Source organism: Rhodoplanes roseus, assembly GCF_003258865.1.
GTDB lineage: Bacteria > Pseudomonadota > Alphaproteobacteria > Rhizobiales > Xanthobacteraceae > Rhodoplanes > Rhodoplanes roseus.
The window spans coordinates 1-16,672 of the sequence record NZ_NPEX01000014.1; the positions used below are offsets into that span (position 1 = coordinate 1).

General features: G+C 70.5%; 14 protein-coding genes and 2 pseudogenes. 1 reads left to right on the top strand and 15 read right to left on the bottom strand.

The features are described from left to right. The 3 genes and pseudogenes from CH341_RS03575 to CH341_RS03585 all read right to left on the bottom strand — a co-directional run. Window positions 1–337 (bottom strand): annotated as a pseudogene (locus CH341_RS03575) (biotin/lipoyl-binding protein); the annotation flags it as partial. Beyond that, the gene (locus tag CH341_RS03580) at window positions 327–1,067 is read right to left on the bottom strand and encodes an ABC transporter ATP-binding protein (protein WP_111417659.1); all 741 of its coding nucleotides are present in this window, start codon (window positions 1,065–1,067) and stop codon (window positions 327–329) included. The pseudogene CH341_RS03575 and the gene CH341_RS03580, both read right to left, overlap by 11 nt. Next, the gene (locus CH341_RS03585) at window positions 1,064–2,197 is read right to left on the bottom strand and encodes an ABC transporter permease (RefSeq protein WP_425376145.1); all 1,134 of its coding nucleotides are present in this window, start codon (window positions 2,195–2,197) and stop codon (window positions 1,064–1,066) included. Before CH341_RS03585 ends, CH341_RS03580 begins: the two co-directional genes overlap by 4 nt. 354 nt (window positions 2,198–2,551) lie before the next feature. On the opposite strand from CH341_RS03585, the gene atzF reads away from it, so the two are divergent. Next, window positions 2,552–4,348, top strand: a complete 1,797-nt coding sequence (gene atzF / locus CH341_RS03590) for an allophanate hydrolase (RefSeq protein ID WP_425376142.1) — start codon at window positions 2,552–2,554, stop codon at window positions 4,346–4,348. 156 nt (window positions 4,349–4,504) lie between these two features. Here the strand turns inward: atzF and CH341_RS03595 are convergent. The 12 genes and pseudogenes from CH341_RS03595 to CH341_RS03645 all read right to left on the bottom strand — a co-directional run. Continuing rightward, window positions 4,505–5,152 (bottom strand): annotated as a pseudogene (locus CH341_RS03595) (GntR family transcriptional regulator); the annotation flags it as partial. Then, complete coding sequence (locus CH341_RS03600) at window positions 5,149–6,225, bottom strand: oligopeptide/dipeptide ABC transporter ATP-binding protein (RefSeq protein WP_111417663.1); 1,077 nt, start codon at window positions 6,223–6,225, stop codon at window positions 5,149–5,151. The pseudogene CH341_RS03595 and the gene CH341_RS03600, both read right to left, overlap by 4 nt. Continuing rightward, complete coding sequence (locus CH341_RS03605; RefSeq protein ID WP_111417664.1) at window positions 6,222–7,193, bottom strand: ABC transporter ATP-binding protein; 972 nt, start codon at window positions 7,191–7,193, stop codon at window positions 6,222–6,224. Before CH341_RS03605 ends, CH341_RS03600 begins: the two co-directional genes overlap by 4 nt. Before the next feature lie 73 nt (window positions 7,194–7,266). Next, on the bottom strand, window positions 7,267–8,121 hold the full coding sequence (locus CH341_RS03610) for an ABC transporter permease (RefSeq protein WP_111417665.1): 855 nt from the start codon (window positions 8,119–8,121) through the stop codon (window positions 7,267–7,269). Then, entirely contained in the window at window positions 8,118–8,258 is a 141-nt protein-coding gene (locus CH341_RS34040; RefSeq protein ID WP_170149454.1) for a hypothetical protein, read from the bottom strand. Before CH341_RS34040 ends, CH341_RS03610 begins: the two co-directional genes overlap by 4 nt. After that, window positions 8,255–9,268, bottom strand: coding sequence for an ABC transporter permease (locus CH341_RS03615; RefSeq protein WP_111417666.1), 1,014 nt, complete (start codon window positions 9,266–9,268; stop codon window positions 8,255–8,257). The genes CH341_RS34040 and CH341_RS03615 overlap by 4 nt, the downstream gene beginning before the upstream one ends. 169 nt (window positions 9,269–9,437) lie before the next feature. After that, complete coding sequence (locus CH341_RS03620) at window positions 9,438–11,057, bottom strand: ABC transporter substrate-binding protein (protein ID WP_111417667.1); 1,620 nt, start codon at window positions 11,055–11,057, stop codon at window positions 9,438–9,440. Window positions 11,058–11,306: 249 nt separating this feature from the next. Next, window positions 11,307–13,163: a heme anaerobic degradation radical SAM methyltransferase ChuW/HutW gene (hutW, locus tag CH341_RS03625; protein ID WP_342634996.1), complete on the bottom strand. Its 1,857-nt coding sequence runs from the start codon at window positions 13,161–13,163 to the stop codon at window positions 11,307–11,309. A gap of 242 nt (window positions 13,164–13,405) precedes the next feature. Continuing rightward, window positions 13,406–14,236 (bottom strand): heme ABC transporter ATP-binding protein, encoded by an 831-nt coding sequence (locus CH341_RS03630; protein ID WP_111417669.1) that lies wholly within the window; start codon window positions 14,234–14,236, stop codon window positions 13,406–13,408. 145 nt (window positions 14,237–14,381) lie between these two features. Further along, window positions 14,382–15,470 (bottom strand): FecCD family ABC transporter permease, encoded by a 1,089-nt coding sequence (locus tag CH341_RS03635; RefSeq protein ID WP_111417670.1) that lies wholly within the window; start codon window positions 15,468–15,470, stop codon window positions 14,382–14,384. Further along, window positions 15,467–16,417 (bottom strand): heme/hemin ABC transporter substrate-binding protein, encoded by a 951-nt coding sequence (locus tag CH341_RS03640; protein WP_111417671.1) that lies wholly within the window; start codon window positions 16,415–16,417, stop codon window positions 15,467–15,469. Before CH341_RS03640 ends, CH341_RS03635 begins: the two co-directional genes overlap by 4 nt. 7 nt (window positions 16,418–16,424) lie before the next feature. Then, entirely contained in the window at window positions 16,425–16,634 is a 210-nt protein-coding gene (locus CH341_RS03645) for a hemin uptake protein HemP (RefSeq protein WP_111417672.1), read from the bottom strand. Window positions 16,635–16,672: the final 38 nt, after the last annotated feature.

A 16,672-nucleotide genomic window follows, 5' to 3' on the forward strand; every position in this document is an offset into this window, starting at 1 on the left:
CGCGCGGGGCGGACTGATCGTCGCGCGCCCGCTCGGCGGCACCGGCCCGCGCCTCGGTCATGGCGACGCGGGCCCGCGCCTCGGCGTCGTCGAGCCGCACCAGGAGCTCGCCGGCGAACACCGTGTCGTTCGGCTTCACCAGCACCTCGGCGATGCGGCCGGCGACGGCGGCCCCGAGGCGGATCTCGCGGGAGCGCGGCTCGACCCGGCCGAGCGCGACGGCCGCCCATTGCTTCTGGGGGCTGCGGTCGGTTCCCTCGTCGGCCCGCTGCGCCGGCGCGGCGGCGGGGCTCAGCAGCGCCAGAGACAGGGCGATCAGAAGCGCGTTACGGGACATGCGCCGGAACCTCGGGCTCGGTCGTGACGATCGCGCGCCGCGCGCCGGCATCCTCGCCGACGATGCGGCCGTCCTCGATGCGGACGATGCGGTCGGCGAAGGGCAGGGTGCGCGGATCGTGGGTGACCACCAGCACGGCGCGCTCCGGATCCTTGGCGATCTCGGCCAGCACCGTCATGATCGCCTGGCCGTTCTCGCTGTCCAGCGAGGCGGTCGGCTCGTCGGCCAGGATCGCCGAGGTGCGGCCGACCACGGCCCGGGCGATGGCGACGCGCTGCTGCTCGCCCCCGGAGAGCTCGCGCGGAAACGCGTGGTGCTTGTGCGAGAGGCCGACCGTGGTCAGCGCCGCAGCAGCACGCTCGCGCGTATCCTCGCCGCGCTCACCGCGAACGTCCAGCACCAGGCGGACATTCTCGAGCGCCGTCAGGGTCGGGAACAGGTGATAGGACTGGAACACGAAGCCGACATGGCTGCGGCGGAGCCGCGCCAGCCCCTCGGCCGAGGCGCCCGTCGTCGTCTCGCCGCGCAGCCGGACCGTGCCGCGCGTCGGTGTCAGCATGCAGCCGAGGATCGACAGCAGCGTCGTCTTGCCGCTGCCGGACGGGCCCATCAACAGCGTCATCTCGCCGCCCTTCAGCGTCAGAGACACGCCGCGCAGCGCCTGCACCCGGCCGGCACCCTCGCCGAGCGTCTTCTCGATGTCGATGGCCTCGACGATCGGCGTGCTCATCGGCCCAGCACCGTGGCAGGATCGATGCGCACCACCTCGCGGATCGCCGCGATCGCCGAGACGGCGCACATTAGGACGGTGAGCACGAGCAGGCCGAGCACCAAGCCGGGCGTCATCACCACGGGCAGGGCCGAGTCGGCGGTGGCGATCACGATAGCGACCCCGACCGCCGTCGCGAGCAGGAAGCCGACCACAGCGCTGAGCAGCGCCTGCCAGAGGATCACCTCGACGATGTAGCGGGTCGACGAGCCGATGGCGCGCAACGTGGCGAACTCGGCGATGTGATCCTTGGTGCTGGAATAGAGCGTCTGGGCGACGATCACGGTGCCGACCACGATGCCGAGCAGTGCGCCGCCGAACAGCGCCGCGCCGGCGCCGGTGCCGAACAGCCAGAACGACCGGCTTCGCTCGCGGAACTCCGCCGTGGTCAGCACCTCGGCGTCGGCGATGTTGGCCCTGATGCGGTCGCGCACGCCCGTCACGTCGGCGTCGGTTGCGAGCCGGACGAGGAAATAGGTCGCGCGGTCCGCCGGCGTGCCCATGTAGCCGCGGGCGCGGTCGAACGCGGCGAACACGTAGGGCGTGGTCGTGAACGAGCGGATGCCGGACGTCACCGCGACGATCCGGGCCTTCTGGTCGCGCATCTCGCCGGTGTCGCCGAGGCCCGTCACGCCGAGCCGCGAGAAGTAGGTGCGGTCGACCGCGACCGCGAACGGTGCCGCCAGCGCGTCCACGCTGCCCTCGACCAGGTTCCACGGCGCGATGCCGCCGCTGCGCGGATCGGAGCCGACCACGAACACCGGCGTCGAGCCGCCGTCGGGCCGCCGCCACTCGGCGAAGCCGAGCACCAGCGGGGCGACGTCGGCGACGCCCGCGATGGAGAGCGCGCGAAACCGCTGGCGGTCGTCGAGCAGCGACGGGTCCTCGAAGTTCCGTGTTCCCTTCGGCACGATCCACAGGTCGGCGTCGGCATGGTCGACCATGGTCGTCACCATGCGCTCGAAGCCGAGATAGAGCCCGATCTGCACCGTCACCAGGATGACCGAGAAGACGATGCCGATCACCGTGGTGACGAGACGCACGCGATCGTGGAACAGGTTGCGTGACGCGAGCAGCACGATCAGCGGCAGGCCGCGCTTTCGCGCCAGCGAGATGCGGGCGCGCAATGCGGCAGCTCGGCTGGCGCCTGTCGACCAGACCGCCGCCGCGCCGCCACGGATCGCCGGTCCTGCGGCGGCCCGCAAGCGTCCCGTGTCGATCCGCGTGAGCCAGTCTCCCAACATCCGGTCCTCGGCGTCTCGCCATTATGGCCCCGAACGGAGGCGCGACGAAGCTCTTGCGCGAGCATTCGCCCCGAGCGAGCCGAAAGCCACGAAGCGCCCCCGAACGACGCGATCGGGGCGCTGGGATGGCATTGCACTTGCTTGAAAATAATGCACAACACAGCACTTGGTGCCATCCCGGCACCGTGCGAGGGGGAGCCCGTGGCGGAGACGGTCGTCGACATCGTTAATGCGCATCGGGCCGGGCGCATGGACCCGGTCGAGACCGTGAAGCGCGCCTACGCGCGGCTGCGGGCCTACGGCGATCCGGCGCTGTTCATCACGGTGCGCGACGAGGACGAGGCGATCGCCGAGGCGCGTGCGCTCGTTGCGGCGGGCGGTGGGGCCGACAAGCCGCTGTTCGGCGTGCCGGTCGCCGTGAAGGACAATATCGACGTCGCCGGCCTGCCGACGACGGCCGCTTGTCCGGCCTTCGCCTACACGCCGGCGGCGGACGCCACCGCAGTGGCGCGGCTGCGTGCCGCCGGCGCGATCGTCATCGGCAAGACCAATCTGGACCAGTTCGCCACCGGTCTGGTCGGCGTGCGCTCGCCCTACGGGACGCCGCGAAACCCTCACGATGCCGCGCTGGTGCCGGGCGGATCGTCGTCGGGCTCCGCCGTCGCGGTCGCGGCCGGCATCGTGCCGCTGGCGCTCGGCACCGACACGGCGGGCTCCGGCCGCGTGCCGGCCGGCCTCAACAACATCGTCGGGTTGAAGCCGAGCCTCGGCCTCGTGCCGGCCACCGGCGTCGTGCCGGCCTGCCGCTCGCTCGACACGATCTCGGTGTTCGCGCTGACCACCGACGATGCTCATGTCGGACTTGCCGCGATGGCGGGCGTCGATGCGGCCGATCCGTTCTCGCGCGCCTTCGCGCCGTCCCTGCCGGGACCGCTGCCGACCGGTCTTCGGGTCGCGGTGCCGTGCCGAAGCGACCGTCTCTTCTTCGGCGATGCGCGCGCCGAAGCCGCTTACGAGGCGGCGTTGCGGCTGCTGAGCGATCTGGGCGCGACCGTGGTCGAGATCGACATGACGCCGTTCTACGAGACGGCGCGGCTCCTTTACGAGGGGCCCTGGGTCGCCGAGCGGTTCGCCGCCGTGGGCGAGTTCATGGCGAGCCATCGGGACGCCGTGCATCCGGTCACCAGCGAGATCGTCCTGGCCGGAAGCCGGCCGACCGCCGTCGACACGTTCCGGGCGCTCTACCGCCTCGCCGCGCTCCGCGGCCAGGCCCGTGACGCCCTCGCCCGCGTCGACATCCTGATGGTGCCGACGGCGCCGGCCGCCTACACGGTCGCCGCCGTCGAGGCCGATCCGATCCGGCTCAACAGCCATCTCGGCACCTACACGAACTTCGTGAATCTGCTCGACATGGCCGGCCTCGCCGTGCCGGCGGCGATCGCCCCGGACGGCACGCCGTTCGGCGTCACGCTGCTGGCGACGGCGGGCCGCGACGGCGCGCTCGCCAGCCTCGGCCGTGTGCTGCACGCCAAAACCGGCTTGCCGCTCGGTGCCACCGGGGTTCCGCACCCCGATCTTCGGGCGCTGGCGCCCGGACCGGCCGAGGGCGAGTTCGTGCTCGCCGCGGTCGGCGCGCATCTCACCGGGCTGCCGCTCAATCACGAGCTCACGAGCCTCGGCGGGCGCTATCTCGAGACGACCCGGACCGCGCCGGACTATCGATTGTTCGCGCTCGCCGGAACCACGCCTCCGAAGCCCGGGCTGCTCCGGGTCGCGGCCGGAAGTGGCGGCCGGATCGAGCTGGAGCTGTGGGCGCTGCGCGCCGAGGCGTTCGGCCGGTTCGTCGCCGCCGTGCCGCCGCCGCTCTCGATCGGCAACGCCGTGCTGGCCGACGGGCGCGTGGTGAAGTGCTTCCTGGTCGAGGCGGAGGCGGTGGCCGGGGGCCGCGACATCACGGCGTCAGGCGGATGGCGCGCCTTCCTGGCGAAGGCGAGCTGATCAGCTCTCGGTCATTCCGGGACGCGGCGACGCCGCGAACCCGGAATCCCGCGACGAGCTCGGGACCTGTCGCCGGATTCCGAATCCGCCCGCCGTCGGGCGCGGCCCGGATTGACCGGGAACGGGCGGCTCCGGCGTGAGCGCGCCGCGCGTGTCCGAATAGACGCCGTACTCCTCGCACACCGTCATGATGTGGGCCTGCATGGCCCGCACGGCGCCGTCGCGATCGGCCCGCACGATCGCCCGCACGATGCGGTCGTGCTCGCCATGCGACTTCGCGAGCCGGCCGAGATTGCGGAACTGGGCGCGGCGGAACGGCTGCAGCCGGGCCCGCGTCGCCACCGTGATCTCGGTCAGATAGGCATTGTGGGCACCCGCATAGACGGCGCCGTGAAACATCTCGTTGGCCTCGTGGAAGCTCTGCGGATCGCCGAGCTGTACCAAGGCGCGCAGATCCTCGTGGACACTCTCGAGGTCGCGCCGCTCGGCTCCGGTCATCCGCTCGGCCGCAAGCCCGGCGCACAGCGCTTCCAGCTCGGCCATCACCTCGAACATGCCGACGACTTGCGCGTCGCTCGGTCGTGCCACCACGGCGCCCCGGTGCGGCCTGGACTCGACGAGCCCGCTCGCGGCGAGCTGGCGGATCGCTTCGCGCACCGGAGTGCGCGACACGTTGAAACGACGGGCGAGCTCGCTCTCGTCGAGCGCCGTGCCGGGCTGCAAGGTGCCCCGCACGATCTCGTCGGCGATCTGGAGTCGCAATTCCTCCGCGAGCGTCCGGCGGCCCGTGTCTGTCGTGCTCATCGTGCCGTGATCTCTTCGGCGAAGTGGCAGGCGACGTCGCGCTCACCGAAACGGCGGAGCGCCGGCATCTCGGCGCGGCAGAGATCGGTGCCCTTCGGGCAGCGACCGTAGAAGCGGCAGACGTTCGGATCGGGATCGATCGGGCTGCGAGGCTCGCCCTGCAGCCGGATGCGACCGGCGCCGCGATCGTGCAGGCTCGGTGCGGCGTCGACCAGCGCGCGTGTGTAAGGATGCAGCGGATTCGCGAACACGGCCCGTGCCGGGCCCGATTCGACGATCTTGCCGAGATACATCACCAGCACGCGGTCGCACAGCAGCCGGACCACGCCGAGATCGTGCGACACGAACAGATAGCTCATGCCGAGCTCGGTCTTGAGGCGCTCGAGCAACTGCAGGATCACCACCTGCACCGAGACGTCGAGCGCCGCGGTCGGCTCGTCCAGCACGAGAAGGGCGGGCTCGACCGCCACGGCGCGGGCAATGCCGACGCGGGCGCGCTGGCCGCCGGAAAGCTGGTGCGGGAAGCGCGACAGCAGCGCGCGCGGCAGACCGCACTGGTCGGCGGCCTTCTCCACCTTGGCGGTGAGCGCGGCGCCGCGCAGTCCGCGCAGCCGCCGCAGCGGATCCGCGATGGCGGCGAACGCCGTGAAGCGCGGATTGACGCTCTCGCCGGCGTCCTGGAACACCATCTGGATCCGGGCCCGGTCCGGGTCCTTGGCGAAGCGTCGTGCGGGCGTGAGAGACAGCTCGCGACCGCCGAGCCGGACGATGCCGCCACTCGGATCGAGGAGGCGCGTCAGCACCCGCACCAGCGTGGACTTGCCGCAGCCGGATTCGCCGACCAGCCCCACCGTCTCGCCCTTGCCGATCGTGAAGCTCACGTCGTCGACCGCGTAGACGTGCGGCAGATGAATCGGCCCGCCTTTCATCCGCCGGCGCAGCCGGCCGATCAGCCCGAGCGTGCCGCTGACCGGAAACCGCTTTCTCAGCTCGCCGACATCGAGCAGCGGTGGATCGGCCGGCGGTGCGCCGTGCACGGTGGCGGAGCTCATGGTGTCGAGCGTCCCGGTCATGACAGCGGGTTCCTGCAGGCGACGACGTGCTCGGGGATGGCCGGGGCGGGCGGCAGCTCCGCGTCGCAATCGACGCGTCGTCGCGGGCAGCGCTCGGCGTAGCGGCAGGGCGGCAGGTCGATGCGGCGCAGATCCGGCAGCGAGCCCGGAATGGAGGCGAGCTCGGCGAGACTGGCGGCGGCATCCGGCGTCGCGGCGATCAGCTCGGCCGTGTAGGGATGGCGCGGCCGAGCGAACAGCTCCGCCGTCGGCGCGTTCTCGATCACGTGGCCGGCATGCATCACGACGATCCGGTCGGCGCGCTGCGCGGCCAGCGCGAGATCATGGGTGATGAAGATGGTCGCCATGCCGATGTCGCGGGCGAGATCGCCGATCAGGTCCATGATCACGGCCTGGGTCGTGACGTCCAGGCCGGTGGTCGGCTCGTCGGCGATCAGCACGGAGGGCTTCGCCGCGAGCGCGATGGCGATCATCACGCGCTGGCACATGCCACCCGACATCTCGAACGGATACGCCTTGGCCCGGCGTGCCGGATCCGTGATGCCGACGTCGCGGAGAAGATCGACGGCGCGGCCCGGTGCTTCGCGGCGCGGCACGTTGGCGTGGCGGATCAGCACGTCGGCGATCTGGCTGCCGACGGTGCGGATCGGGTTGAGAGCCGTGCGCGGATTCTGGAAGATCATGGCGATCTCGCGTCCGCGTACGGCCGCCACCTGGTCGGCCGTTGCGGCGAGCAGATCGAGGCCGCCCAGCATGGCGCGGCCCGCCGTGATCTTGCCGGCCGGATCCAGGATGCCCATCACGGCATAGGCCGTGACGGACTTGCCTGATCCTGACTCGCCGACGATCGCCAGCGTCTCGCCCTTCGGCACCGCGAAGCTGACGCGCTCCAGCGCCTGCACGGTGCCCGAGCGGGTGCGGAACTCGACCGAAAGATTCTCGACCAGCAGGGCCGGGACGGCGGTCATGGGTGCCTCCGACCTTGACATCTCATGGCCGACCTCGTGCCGGCCATGGCGGAAACGGGATCTCGTGAAATCCTCATGTCCGCCTCCGCGGGTCGACGATGTCGCGCAGGCCGTCGCCGAGCAGATTGAAGCAGAACACGGCGGTCATCAGCGCGAGGCCGGGGAAGAAGGCGATCCACCATTCACCCGAGACGATGAAGGCGGCGCCTTCGGCGACCATGATGCCCCACTCGGGTGTCGGCGGTCTCACGCCCAGGCCGATGAAGGAGAGGCCGGCGGCGTTGAGGATGGCGTAGCCCATGGTGAGCGACATCTGCACGACGAGAATCGGGATCACGTTGGGCAGAACCTGGAACACCAGGATGCGCCACTCGCCGTTGCCGGAGAGGCGGGCGGCCTCGACGAAGCCCGCCTCGCGGCGGACATTCGCCTCGGCGCGGGCGACGCGGGCGTACAGGGGAAAATTGACGATCGCGGTGGCGATGACGATGTTCTGTACCGTGTTGCCGAGCGCCGCGACGATGCCCATGGCGAGCACGAACAGCGGGAACGCCATGATGGTGTCGGCGATGCGGCCGACGATGCGGTCGGTCCAGCCGCCGAAGAAGCCGGCGGCGACGCCGGCGAGCCCGCCCATGGCGAAGACCAGCACGACGGACGACACGGCGATGCCGAAGTCCAACCGCGTCGCGACGATCACGCGGGAAAAGATGTCGCGGCCCAGCTGGTCGGTGCCGAACCAGAACCGCGCCGACGGCGGTTGAAGCGCCATGCTGGTGTTGCTGGCGAGCGGATCGTACGGCACCAGGAACGGCCCGAACAAGGCCGCCAGCACGATCAGCACGAACAGGCCGAAGGCGAGCCCGGTGACCGGGTTTTCGGACACGACATAGCGCGCATGGCGCATGGTGGCGACGAGGGCGGTCATGGGCGGCGCTCCGCACTCTTTCCCGTCATGGTCGGCCTCGTGCCGGCCATCCACGTCTTGGTCGTCGGCGCATAAAGGTCGTGGATGACCGGGACGAGCCCGGCCATGACGAGACTGAGGAGTCCGAGGGGGCTCATGCGTCCATCCTGGTGCGGGGGTCGATCAGGCCGTAGAGCATGTCGATCGCGAGATTGAGTGCGACGTAGAGCACCGCCATCGTCAGCACGAAGCCCTGGACGGGGGCGAAGTCCGAGGCGATCAGCGCCTCGACCGCGAAGGAGCCGATGCCGGGCCAGGCGAACACCTTCTCGACCAGCACATTGGCGCCGAGCAGGAACGAGAACACCATGCCAAGCGTGGTGATCACCGGCAGCATGGCGTTGCGGAACGCGTAGGTGACGACCACGGTGTAGGAGGAGAGGCCGCAGGCCCGCGCGGTGCGCACGAAGTCGGAGGAGAGAACCGCCAGCATGGAGGCGCGGGTCATGCGCGCGATCGGGGCGAGCGCGAAAATGCCGAGCGTGAGGGCCGGCAGGACGAGCTGCTTCAGGCTCGCCACGAAGGTCGTTCCGTCCCCGACGAGGAGGCTGTCGATCAGATAGAAGCCCGTGATGGTCGGCGGCGGCGAGTCGAAGATGCCGAGCCGGCCGAGCGGTGCGGGCGCCCAGCCGAGCAGATAGTAGAAGACGTAGACCAGGATCAGCCCGGTGAAGAACACCGGCAGCGACACGCCGGCCGTGGTGACGATCCGGCACGCGTGGTCGACCATCGAGCCGGGCTTGGTCGCGGCGAGGATCCCGAGCGGCACCGCGATCGCCATCGAGACGAGAAGGCCGAGCAGAGTCAGCTCGGCCGACGCGGGCAGACGCGCCGCGATCTCGGCCGCGACCGGCTGGCCGGTGGTGAGCGAGCTGCCGAGATCGCCGTGCACGAGGTCGACGACGTAGCGGACGAACTGGACCGGCAGCGGCTGATCGAGCCCGAGCTTGGCGCGGATCTGCTCGATCGCCTCGGCGCTCGCCGCGGGGCCGGCGAAATAGGCGGCGGGATCGCCCGGCAAGGCGCGGGTGAGCAGAAAGGTGACGATCACCACCCCGATCAGGCTCGGGATCGTCATCGCGAGACGCTTGAGGATCAGGGTCGGCATGTTCGCGTTCCTGCGTTTGAGCCTCGCTGCGCGCTTGTTCCGCCCTCACCCTGAGGAGCGCCCGAAGGGCGCGTCTCGAAGGGCGAGGGCGGCCTCATGGTTCGAGACGCGGCCTGCGGCCGCTCCTCACCATGAGGGGAAGTACACGAACGTAGCCGCTCGCTCGGCCTCACGCCTTCTCGAGCGTCCGGTAGTCGAGCTGGCGGTGGAACCAGTAGCGATAGCCGGTCACGTTCTTCTGCATCGCCACGTTGAGGTAGGGCTGGAACAGCGGCACCCGCGGCACGTCGTCGAACGCCTTGGCGACGAAGCCCTTCACGTCGGTGTCGTAGGCCGCGGTGTCGCCCTCCGCCGCCGCCTTGCGGGCGGCGTCGATCAGCGCGTCCATCTCCTTGTTCTGGTAGCTCATCGTGTTGAACAGCGCGTTCTGGCCGTGATAGCACCAGAAGAAGAAGTACTCGGGATAGTCGAGCCAGCCCGAGAAGAAGTTGGAGATGAGCGGCATCTCCTTCTTGGTCATCTCGGATCGCCAGTTCGCGCCCGGCACCTTGTTGATCGTCGTCCGGATTCCGATCTGGGCGAGGCTCTCCTGCACCAGGACGCAGAGCGGCTCGTTGACCGCGGCCGCGCCGAGGTCGAAGGACAGCGTCGTCTCGAAGCCGTTCGGGAGACCGGCCTTGGCGAGCAGCGCCTTCGCCTTGGCGAGGTCGGTGACGTAGCCGTGCGGCTGCGGCCACGCGGTCGAGAGCGCGGAGCCCTCGGGCGCGCCGTGCAGCGGCTTGGCGAGGCCGAACATCACGGCATCCATGATCTTCTGGTACGGAATCGCGTAGGCGACCGCCTGTCGCACCTCGAGCTTGTCGAAGGGCGGCTTCGTCACGTTCATGCCGATGTACTGGATGCCGTTGCCGATCGGGCTCGACAGGACGTTCACCTTGCCGGCCTGCTTCAGTTCGACGAAGTCCTTGTTGGGCAGATCGAACGAGATGTCGGCGTCGCCGCGCTCGATCAGGGCGCGCCGGTTGCCGGCGGACGGCACCATGCGCCACACGATGCGCTTGATCTTCGGCAGCGGGCCGCCCTTCCAGCTCTCGTTACGCTCGTAGATCACCTCGGTGCCGGGCGTCCACTTCGCCACCTTGTAGGCGCCGCCGCCGGCCGTGTTGGCCTTGGAATACTCCATGGCCCAAGGGTCCTTGTCGGTCGCGTGCTTCTTCATCAGCTCCGCGTTGAAGATCGACGGAACGATCACGGCGATGTCCGGGATCGTCAGCCGGTCCTTGCGGATGAAATCGACCCGGAAGGTGTGATCGTCGACGGCGACGAACTGCTCGGGCTTCTCCAGCGAGCCGGCCTTCATCTGGAAGGTCGGGAAGCCGCCGACCGAGACGGCGCGATCGAACGACCACTTCACGTCCTTGGCCGTCACCGGCGTGCCGTCGTGGAAGGTCGCGTCCTTGCGCAGCTTGAAGGTTGCCGACGTGTCGGTGACGGTCCAGTCCTCGGCGAGCTCGGGCGTGTACGTGTCGCGGTCGTAGGAGGCGACGCCGTTCTCCAGCGTCTTGGTGCCGTGCGAGATCAGCCGGTCGTAGCAGTTCCACGCCACCTCGTAGCCAGGCCGGTTGGTGCCGACGCCGTGGATGTCCAGATTGTTCGGTCCGCTCTCGGAGAGCAGCAGCAGGGTCTCGTTGCGGGCCTGGGCCTTGGCCTCCGACCAGATGGCCGGCGCCGGGAGCACGGTCCCGGCCGCCAGGGCCGTCATCGATTTGAGGACGTCACGACGCTTCATTCTCGTTCTCCGAATGGCAGGGCGGGGGCTCGGGCATCACAAGTTCCCGCAAACCCCGTGCCAGTTCGGAGAAGATCCGCCACGGCTCGGGCCAATGGCTTGTATGGAAAGAAAAATTCGACCGGTGTCACGACCCGCTCAGCGCTTCGGGATCGTCACCGCGGGCCGACCATTGCATACAACGAGTCCAAATAAGTCTATTTAGTAGGCAGCGCGCGGCTCCCGCAGGTCGTATTCCCGAGTCCGCCGTCAGGCCGCGAGGCGCGTCTTCAAGGCCTCGAACTTCGCCACCTGCTCCGGCTCCATGTTGCGGTCCGGCATGCGGCGGACGAAGATCTTGAACATCGCCTCGCCGTCCTGGTCGAAGAACTGGATCGAGCAGCTCTCGCGGCCCATGAACGGGCGCCGAACGAACGCGATGGCGGTGCAGCGGTCGGCCTTGATGTGGCCACCGATCGGGCTGTCGCCGTGCAGGTTGAAGTAGCCACGGCCGAACTCGCCGCGCGGGATCGCGCCCTCGCACTCCAGCACGATGCTGGGCGTGTGGACGATGAACAGCATCGGCCCCCAAGAGGTCAGCTCGCCCATCACGTCGGCGAACGTGTCGGCCGGCGCGAAGGTGCAGTTGGCCGCCGGCAGCATGCGGGTGGCGTCGAGCGTCGAGACGCCGTGCTGACGGGCCAGCACCTCGATGATGCCGTCCGGATTCGCGGCGAGCTGGGCCGCGAGCTTTTCGCGCGCGTCGGACGGTGCGGCAAGAGTGTCGGTCATGCGATGCTCCTTGGAGGACGTGGAGGGCTGTTCGGCGCGATCGAGCGCCGCATAGAGGCCGCTGGTGAGATTGGTGATCCAGAAGGCGCCGGCCGGCGTGGTGCGCAGCAGGTCGCCGTCGGCCACGACGAGGCCGGCCTCGCTCCAGTTGCGCAGCAGCGGCGCGGCGGCGGCGGCGAAGCCGGGGGCGAGACGATCCACCGCGGCGGGATCGATCCCGCCGCTTTCCAGCCCGGACGTGATCGCCGCCTGGGCGGCGTAGCGGGCCGGCATGCGGGAGAGGCCCTCCACGGGACGGCGGCCCTCTGCCTGCAGGGCCCGCCGCCGCTCGATCTCCATGACGTTGCGCCAGCGCACGCCGTGCGCCTGCCCACCGGCGCCGGGCCCGAAGGGCAGGCACGGCATGCCGCGCTTGATGCCGGCATTGTAGACGTTGCGCTCGTGCGTCGAGCGGACGAGATGCGATTGCGACACCTGGCGGAAGCCGCGCTCCGTCAGCCCGGCGATGCCGGCCGCGTAGGTCTGGGCTTGGCGGCCGATCGGGCTCGCGGCCGGCAGCTTGCCCGCCTCGATGGCCCGGAACAGCGGGCCGCCGCGCCAAATGTTCAGCGCGTAGAGCGTGACGCCGTCGAGCCCGAGCGTTTCGACGGTGTCGAGATCGCGCGCCCAGGTCTCGTCGGTCTGTCCGGGCAGGCCGTAGATCAGATCGCAGACGACGCGGGCCCGGCCGAGCCCGACGAGCTCGCGGATGAACGCCGTCAGCTCCTCGTAGGGCAGCTTGCGGCCGAGTCGCCGTCGCACCCCGGTATCGAAGCTCTGCACGCCGAGCGAGATGCGGTTGACGCCGGCGTCGAGCGCGGCCTCCGCCTTGGCGAGGCCGAAGTCGTAGGCACGGCCTTCCAGCGTGATCTCGCAGTCCGCCGTCAGCGGCAGGTGCTCGCGCAAGCCCTCGACCAAGCGGGCGAGGGCGGATGCCGGCAGCGCCGTCGGCGTGCCGCCCCCGATATAGACGGCGGCGACCGGCGCCGAGGCGACCAGCGGGGTCGTTCCGCGATCGGCGACCTCGGCGATCACGTCGTCGACGAAGGCCTCGGCCACCTCGGGGCGCCAGACGTTCTGGAAGAAGCCGCAGAACAGGCAGTGGTTCTGGCAGTACGGCACGTGCACATAGGCGATCGCCGGTTCGTCACGCGGCGTCTCGAACACGCGGGCCAGCACGGCCTCGGCCTCGTCCGGGTCCACCGGCACGCTGCCGCGCCACGGCGGCGCGAACTCGCGCCCGCCGAAGGCCTCGGTGAGCGGGTCGCGCCCCGCCGGCACCAGGAAATCCTCCACGGGCCGCGGCGCCGAGGACGGGTGATCCCGTCCGCCGGCCGAGGCGTGGCCACCGCCGTGCGGGTGCCCCGCTGCGTGCGGCTGGCCGGCTGCGTGGGGGTGTCCGCCGCCGTGCTGTCCGCCGTGTGGATGCGCCATCCCGTGCGGATGGCCGGTTCCAGTCGGATGACCGTGGCCATTGGTCGTCCGGGTCGTCTTGCTCGCCTCCATCACTTCCCCCAACGCAAACTCGTGCGGACGCCTCAGCGCCCCGCGCGTGTCCAGGCGGGCGGCGGCCCCGGCCGCACCCGCGATGTGATCATGTGCGGCAGCACACAGGGCGTTCCGACCGGCAGGCCGCACGCCGCCAGCTCCACGTCGAAGACCCGCGACAGCATCTCGCCGGTGATGACGGACTGGGCGGGACCCGCCGCTGCGATCCGTGCCCGGTGCATCACCACGACGCGATCCGCGAAGGATGCCGCCAGGTTGAGGTCGTGCAGCACCGCGACGACGGCCGTGCCGGCCTTGGCGCGGGCGCGCGTCAGCGTGACGAAATCGATCTGGTGGCGAAGATCGAGCGCGGCGGTCGGCTCGTCGAGCAGCAGCAGCCCTGGCCCGTTGTCGGCCTCGCCACGGGCGAGCTGGACCAGCACGCGGGCGAAATGCGCGCGATGCTGCTCGCCACCCGACAGTGTCGTGATCAGGCGGTCGCGGCAGGCGAGAAGGTCGACCTCGGCCAGCGCCGCCTCGACCAGTGCGTCGGCGTGCGGCCCATGCCCGTCGCCAGCCCCCATGCGGACGATCTCGTCGACCGTGAACGGAAACGCGACCGAGATGCTCTGCGACAGCACGGCACGATGACCGGCGAGTCTCTTGGGCGGATAGGACCCGAGCGCCGCGCCCTTGAGGCGGACATCGCCCGCGGCCGGACGGAGGTCGCCCGACAGCACCCGCAGCAGCGTCGACTTTCCGGCGCCGTTCGGGCCGACGATCGCCACCGTCTCGCCCGGCGCCACGGCGAGATCGACGCCGTCCAGCAGCGTCGCGCGTCCTGCCCGCACCGTCACGCCGGTCGCCTCGATCACGGTCATCGGACGTCCCGCGTTCCGGCGTCATTCCGGGGCGCGCTGAAAGCGCGAACCCGGAATCCAGCCACACTCTCCGAACACGGCGCTGGATTCCGGGTTCGCGGCTTCGCCGCGCCCCGGAATGACAGAGGGAGTGAGATGATCACGCTCACAGGCCCACCACGGCGCGCTGGCGCAACAGGAGCACGAGAAAGAACGGGGCCCCGATCAGCGCCGTGACGATGCCGACCGGCAGCTCGGCCGGGCTGGCCAGCGTCCGCGCAATGGTGTCGGCGACCAGCAGCACGAGCCCGCCGAACAGCACGCCGGCCGGCAGCAGCGTGCGATGGGCCGGCCCGATCACCAGCCGCAGCAGATGCGGGACGACGATGCCGACGAAGCCGATGACGCCGCTCGCCGCCACGGCGGCGCCGACCGCGGCCGCCATCAGCACGATGGCGAAACGCTTGAGGCTCTCCACCGGCACACCCATGTGGAATGCCTCCGCCTCGCCCAGCACCAGCATGTCGAGGCCGCGCGCGATCATCGGCAGCGACACCAGGACGGCGGCGAGGAACGGCAGCATCGCCCACACCTTCGGCCAGGTCGCGCCCGCCATCGAGCCGAGCGTCCAGAAGGTGATGTCCCGGAGCTGCCGGTCGTCTGCCAGGAAGACCAGGAGCCCGGTCCCGGCCCCTGCCAGCGCGCCGAGCGCGAGGCCGGCGAGCAGCAGCGTGGCGATCGAGGTGCGGCCCTCGCGGGTGGCGATGCGGTACAGCATCGCCGTCACGCCGAGCGCGCCGGCGAAGGCGGCGAGCGGCAGCGCCTCCGGTCCGAAGCCGCCCAGGAGCCGGTCGCCGAGCACGATGGTGGCGGCCGCCGCGAGCCCGGCCCCGGCCGAGACGCCGACCAGGCCCGGATCAGCGAGCGGGTTGCGGAACAGGCCCTGCATGATGGTGCCCGCGGTGGCGAGCAGGGCGCCGACCGTGACGGCGAGCACGATGCGGGGCAGCCGGATCGAGAGCAGGATCAGCCGGTCGCGGGCCACGTCGGGCGATGTCGCGTCACCGAGACCGAGCGCAGTGACGAGCCGCCCGGGCGGAATGCCGGCGGCCCCGATGGCGGCCGAGGCGAGGGCGGCGGCGACGAGCAGGACGGCGAGCGCGGCCAGCACGACCCAGCGCGGCAGGGCCCGCAGCCCGGGCGGGCCGCTGCGCTCCGCCACCGGGGAATGCCGGGTCGCGGCCCCGTCGGTCATTTGAGGCAGGCTCCGACTGCGCCGTCGTGACGGGCCGCCATGGTGTCGGCGGCCGGCTTCGCGATGGTGCCGTCCTCCACGGCAGCGCGGAGCTGGGTGGCGAGATCGCGCGCCGCGAGGGCCGTGCGCGGGCCGAAGCCGAGCAGGTACTGGCCGTTCATGGAGACGAACGCCTTGCGGGTGCCGGCCGGCGTCATCGCGAAGGCAGGACGTGACAGCACGGCCTCGGCCGAGACCGTCTGGCCCGGCCGCTCCATCATCAGCACCACGTCGGGACGCGCCGCGATGATCGCCTCGTCGCCGACCAGCTTGTAGCCGGCGAGATCCGGGATGGCGTTCTCGGCGCCGGCCATTCGGATGATGCCGTCCGCCGCGGTGTCACGGCCGGCCACCATGGCGCGCTCGTTGACGAAGGAGAGAACGAACAGGACGCGCGGCATCCGCCTACCCGCCGGCCGCTCCGTCTCGAGGGTCGCGAAGTCACGTTTCAGCGCATCCACCAGGCAGTCGCCGCGGGCGGTCTCGCCGACCGCCGCCGCGACCGTGCGGACCTTGTCGAGAATGCCGCTCGCGGTGAAGCGATCGGGCACCTGCACGAAACGCACGCGCGCCGACTTGAGCACCGCGACGGCTTCGGGCGGACCCGCGCCATCGATCGCCAGCACCAGCGAGGGCGACATCGCCAGCACGCCCTCGGGCGAGAGCTGGCGCATGTAGCCGACATTCGGCTTATCGGTGAGCGCGCGCGGCGGGAAGATGCTGGTGGTGTCGACCGCGACGATGCGGTCCCCCAGGCCGAGCGCATAGAGAATCTCGGTGACGGATCCGCCGACCGAGACGATGCGGTTCGCGTTCACGGCGTCGACCGCGAGAGCCGAGGCCGTCGCGGCCGCCGTCAGCGTCGCTGCGAGTGCGAGCCGAAGAATTGCTCGGGGCATCCGTGTCATGAATGCCTCACTTGGTCAGAATCAGCTTGTTCTGGGCCGTCAGCCGCAGCCGGTAGGCGTCGGTCCCGTGCGTGATGATGATCTCCCGGGTGGCCACGAACAGATCACGGCTCTCGATGCGGTGCCCGACAACCGGGACGCTTCGTTCAGCGCGAGTGTCGCCTGGCCCGACAGCGGCCACGGACACGGATCCTCGGTCGTTTTCGGGGCGGTTCATCTGAGGCTCTCGTTCACATAATACTGTAAAGATCATGG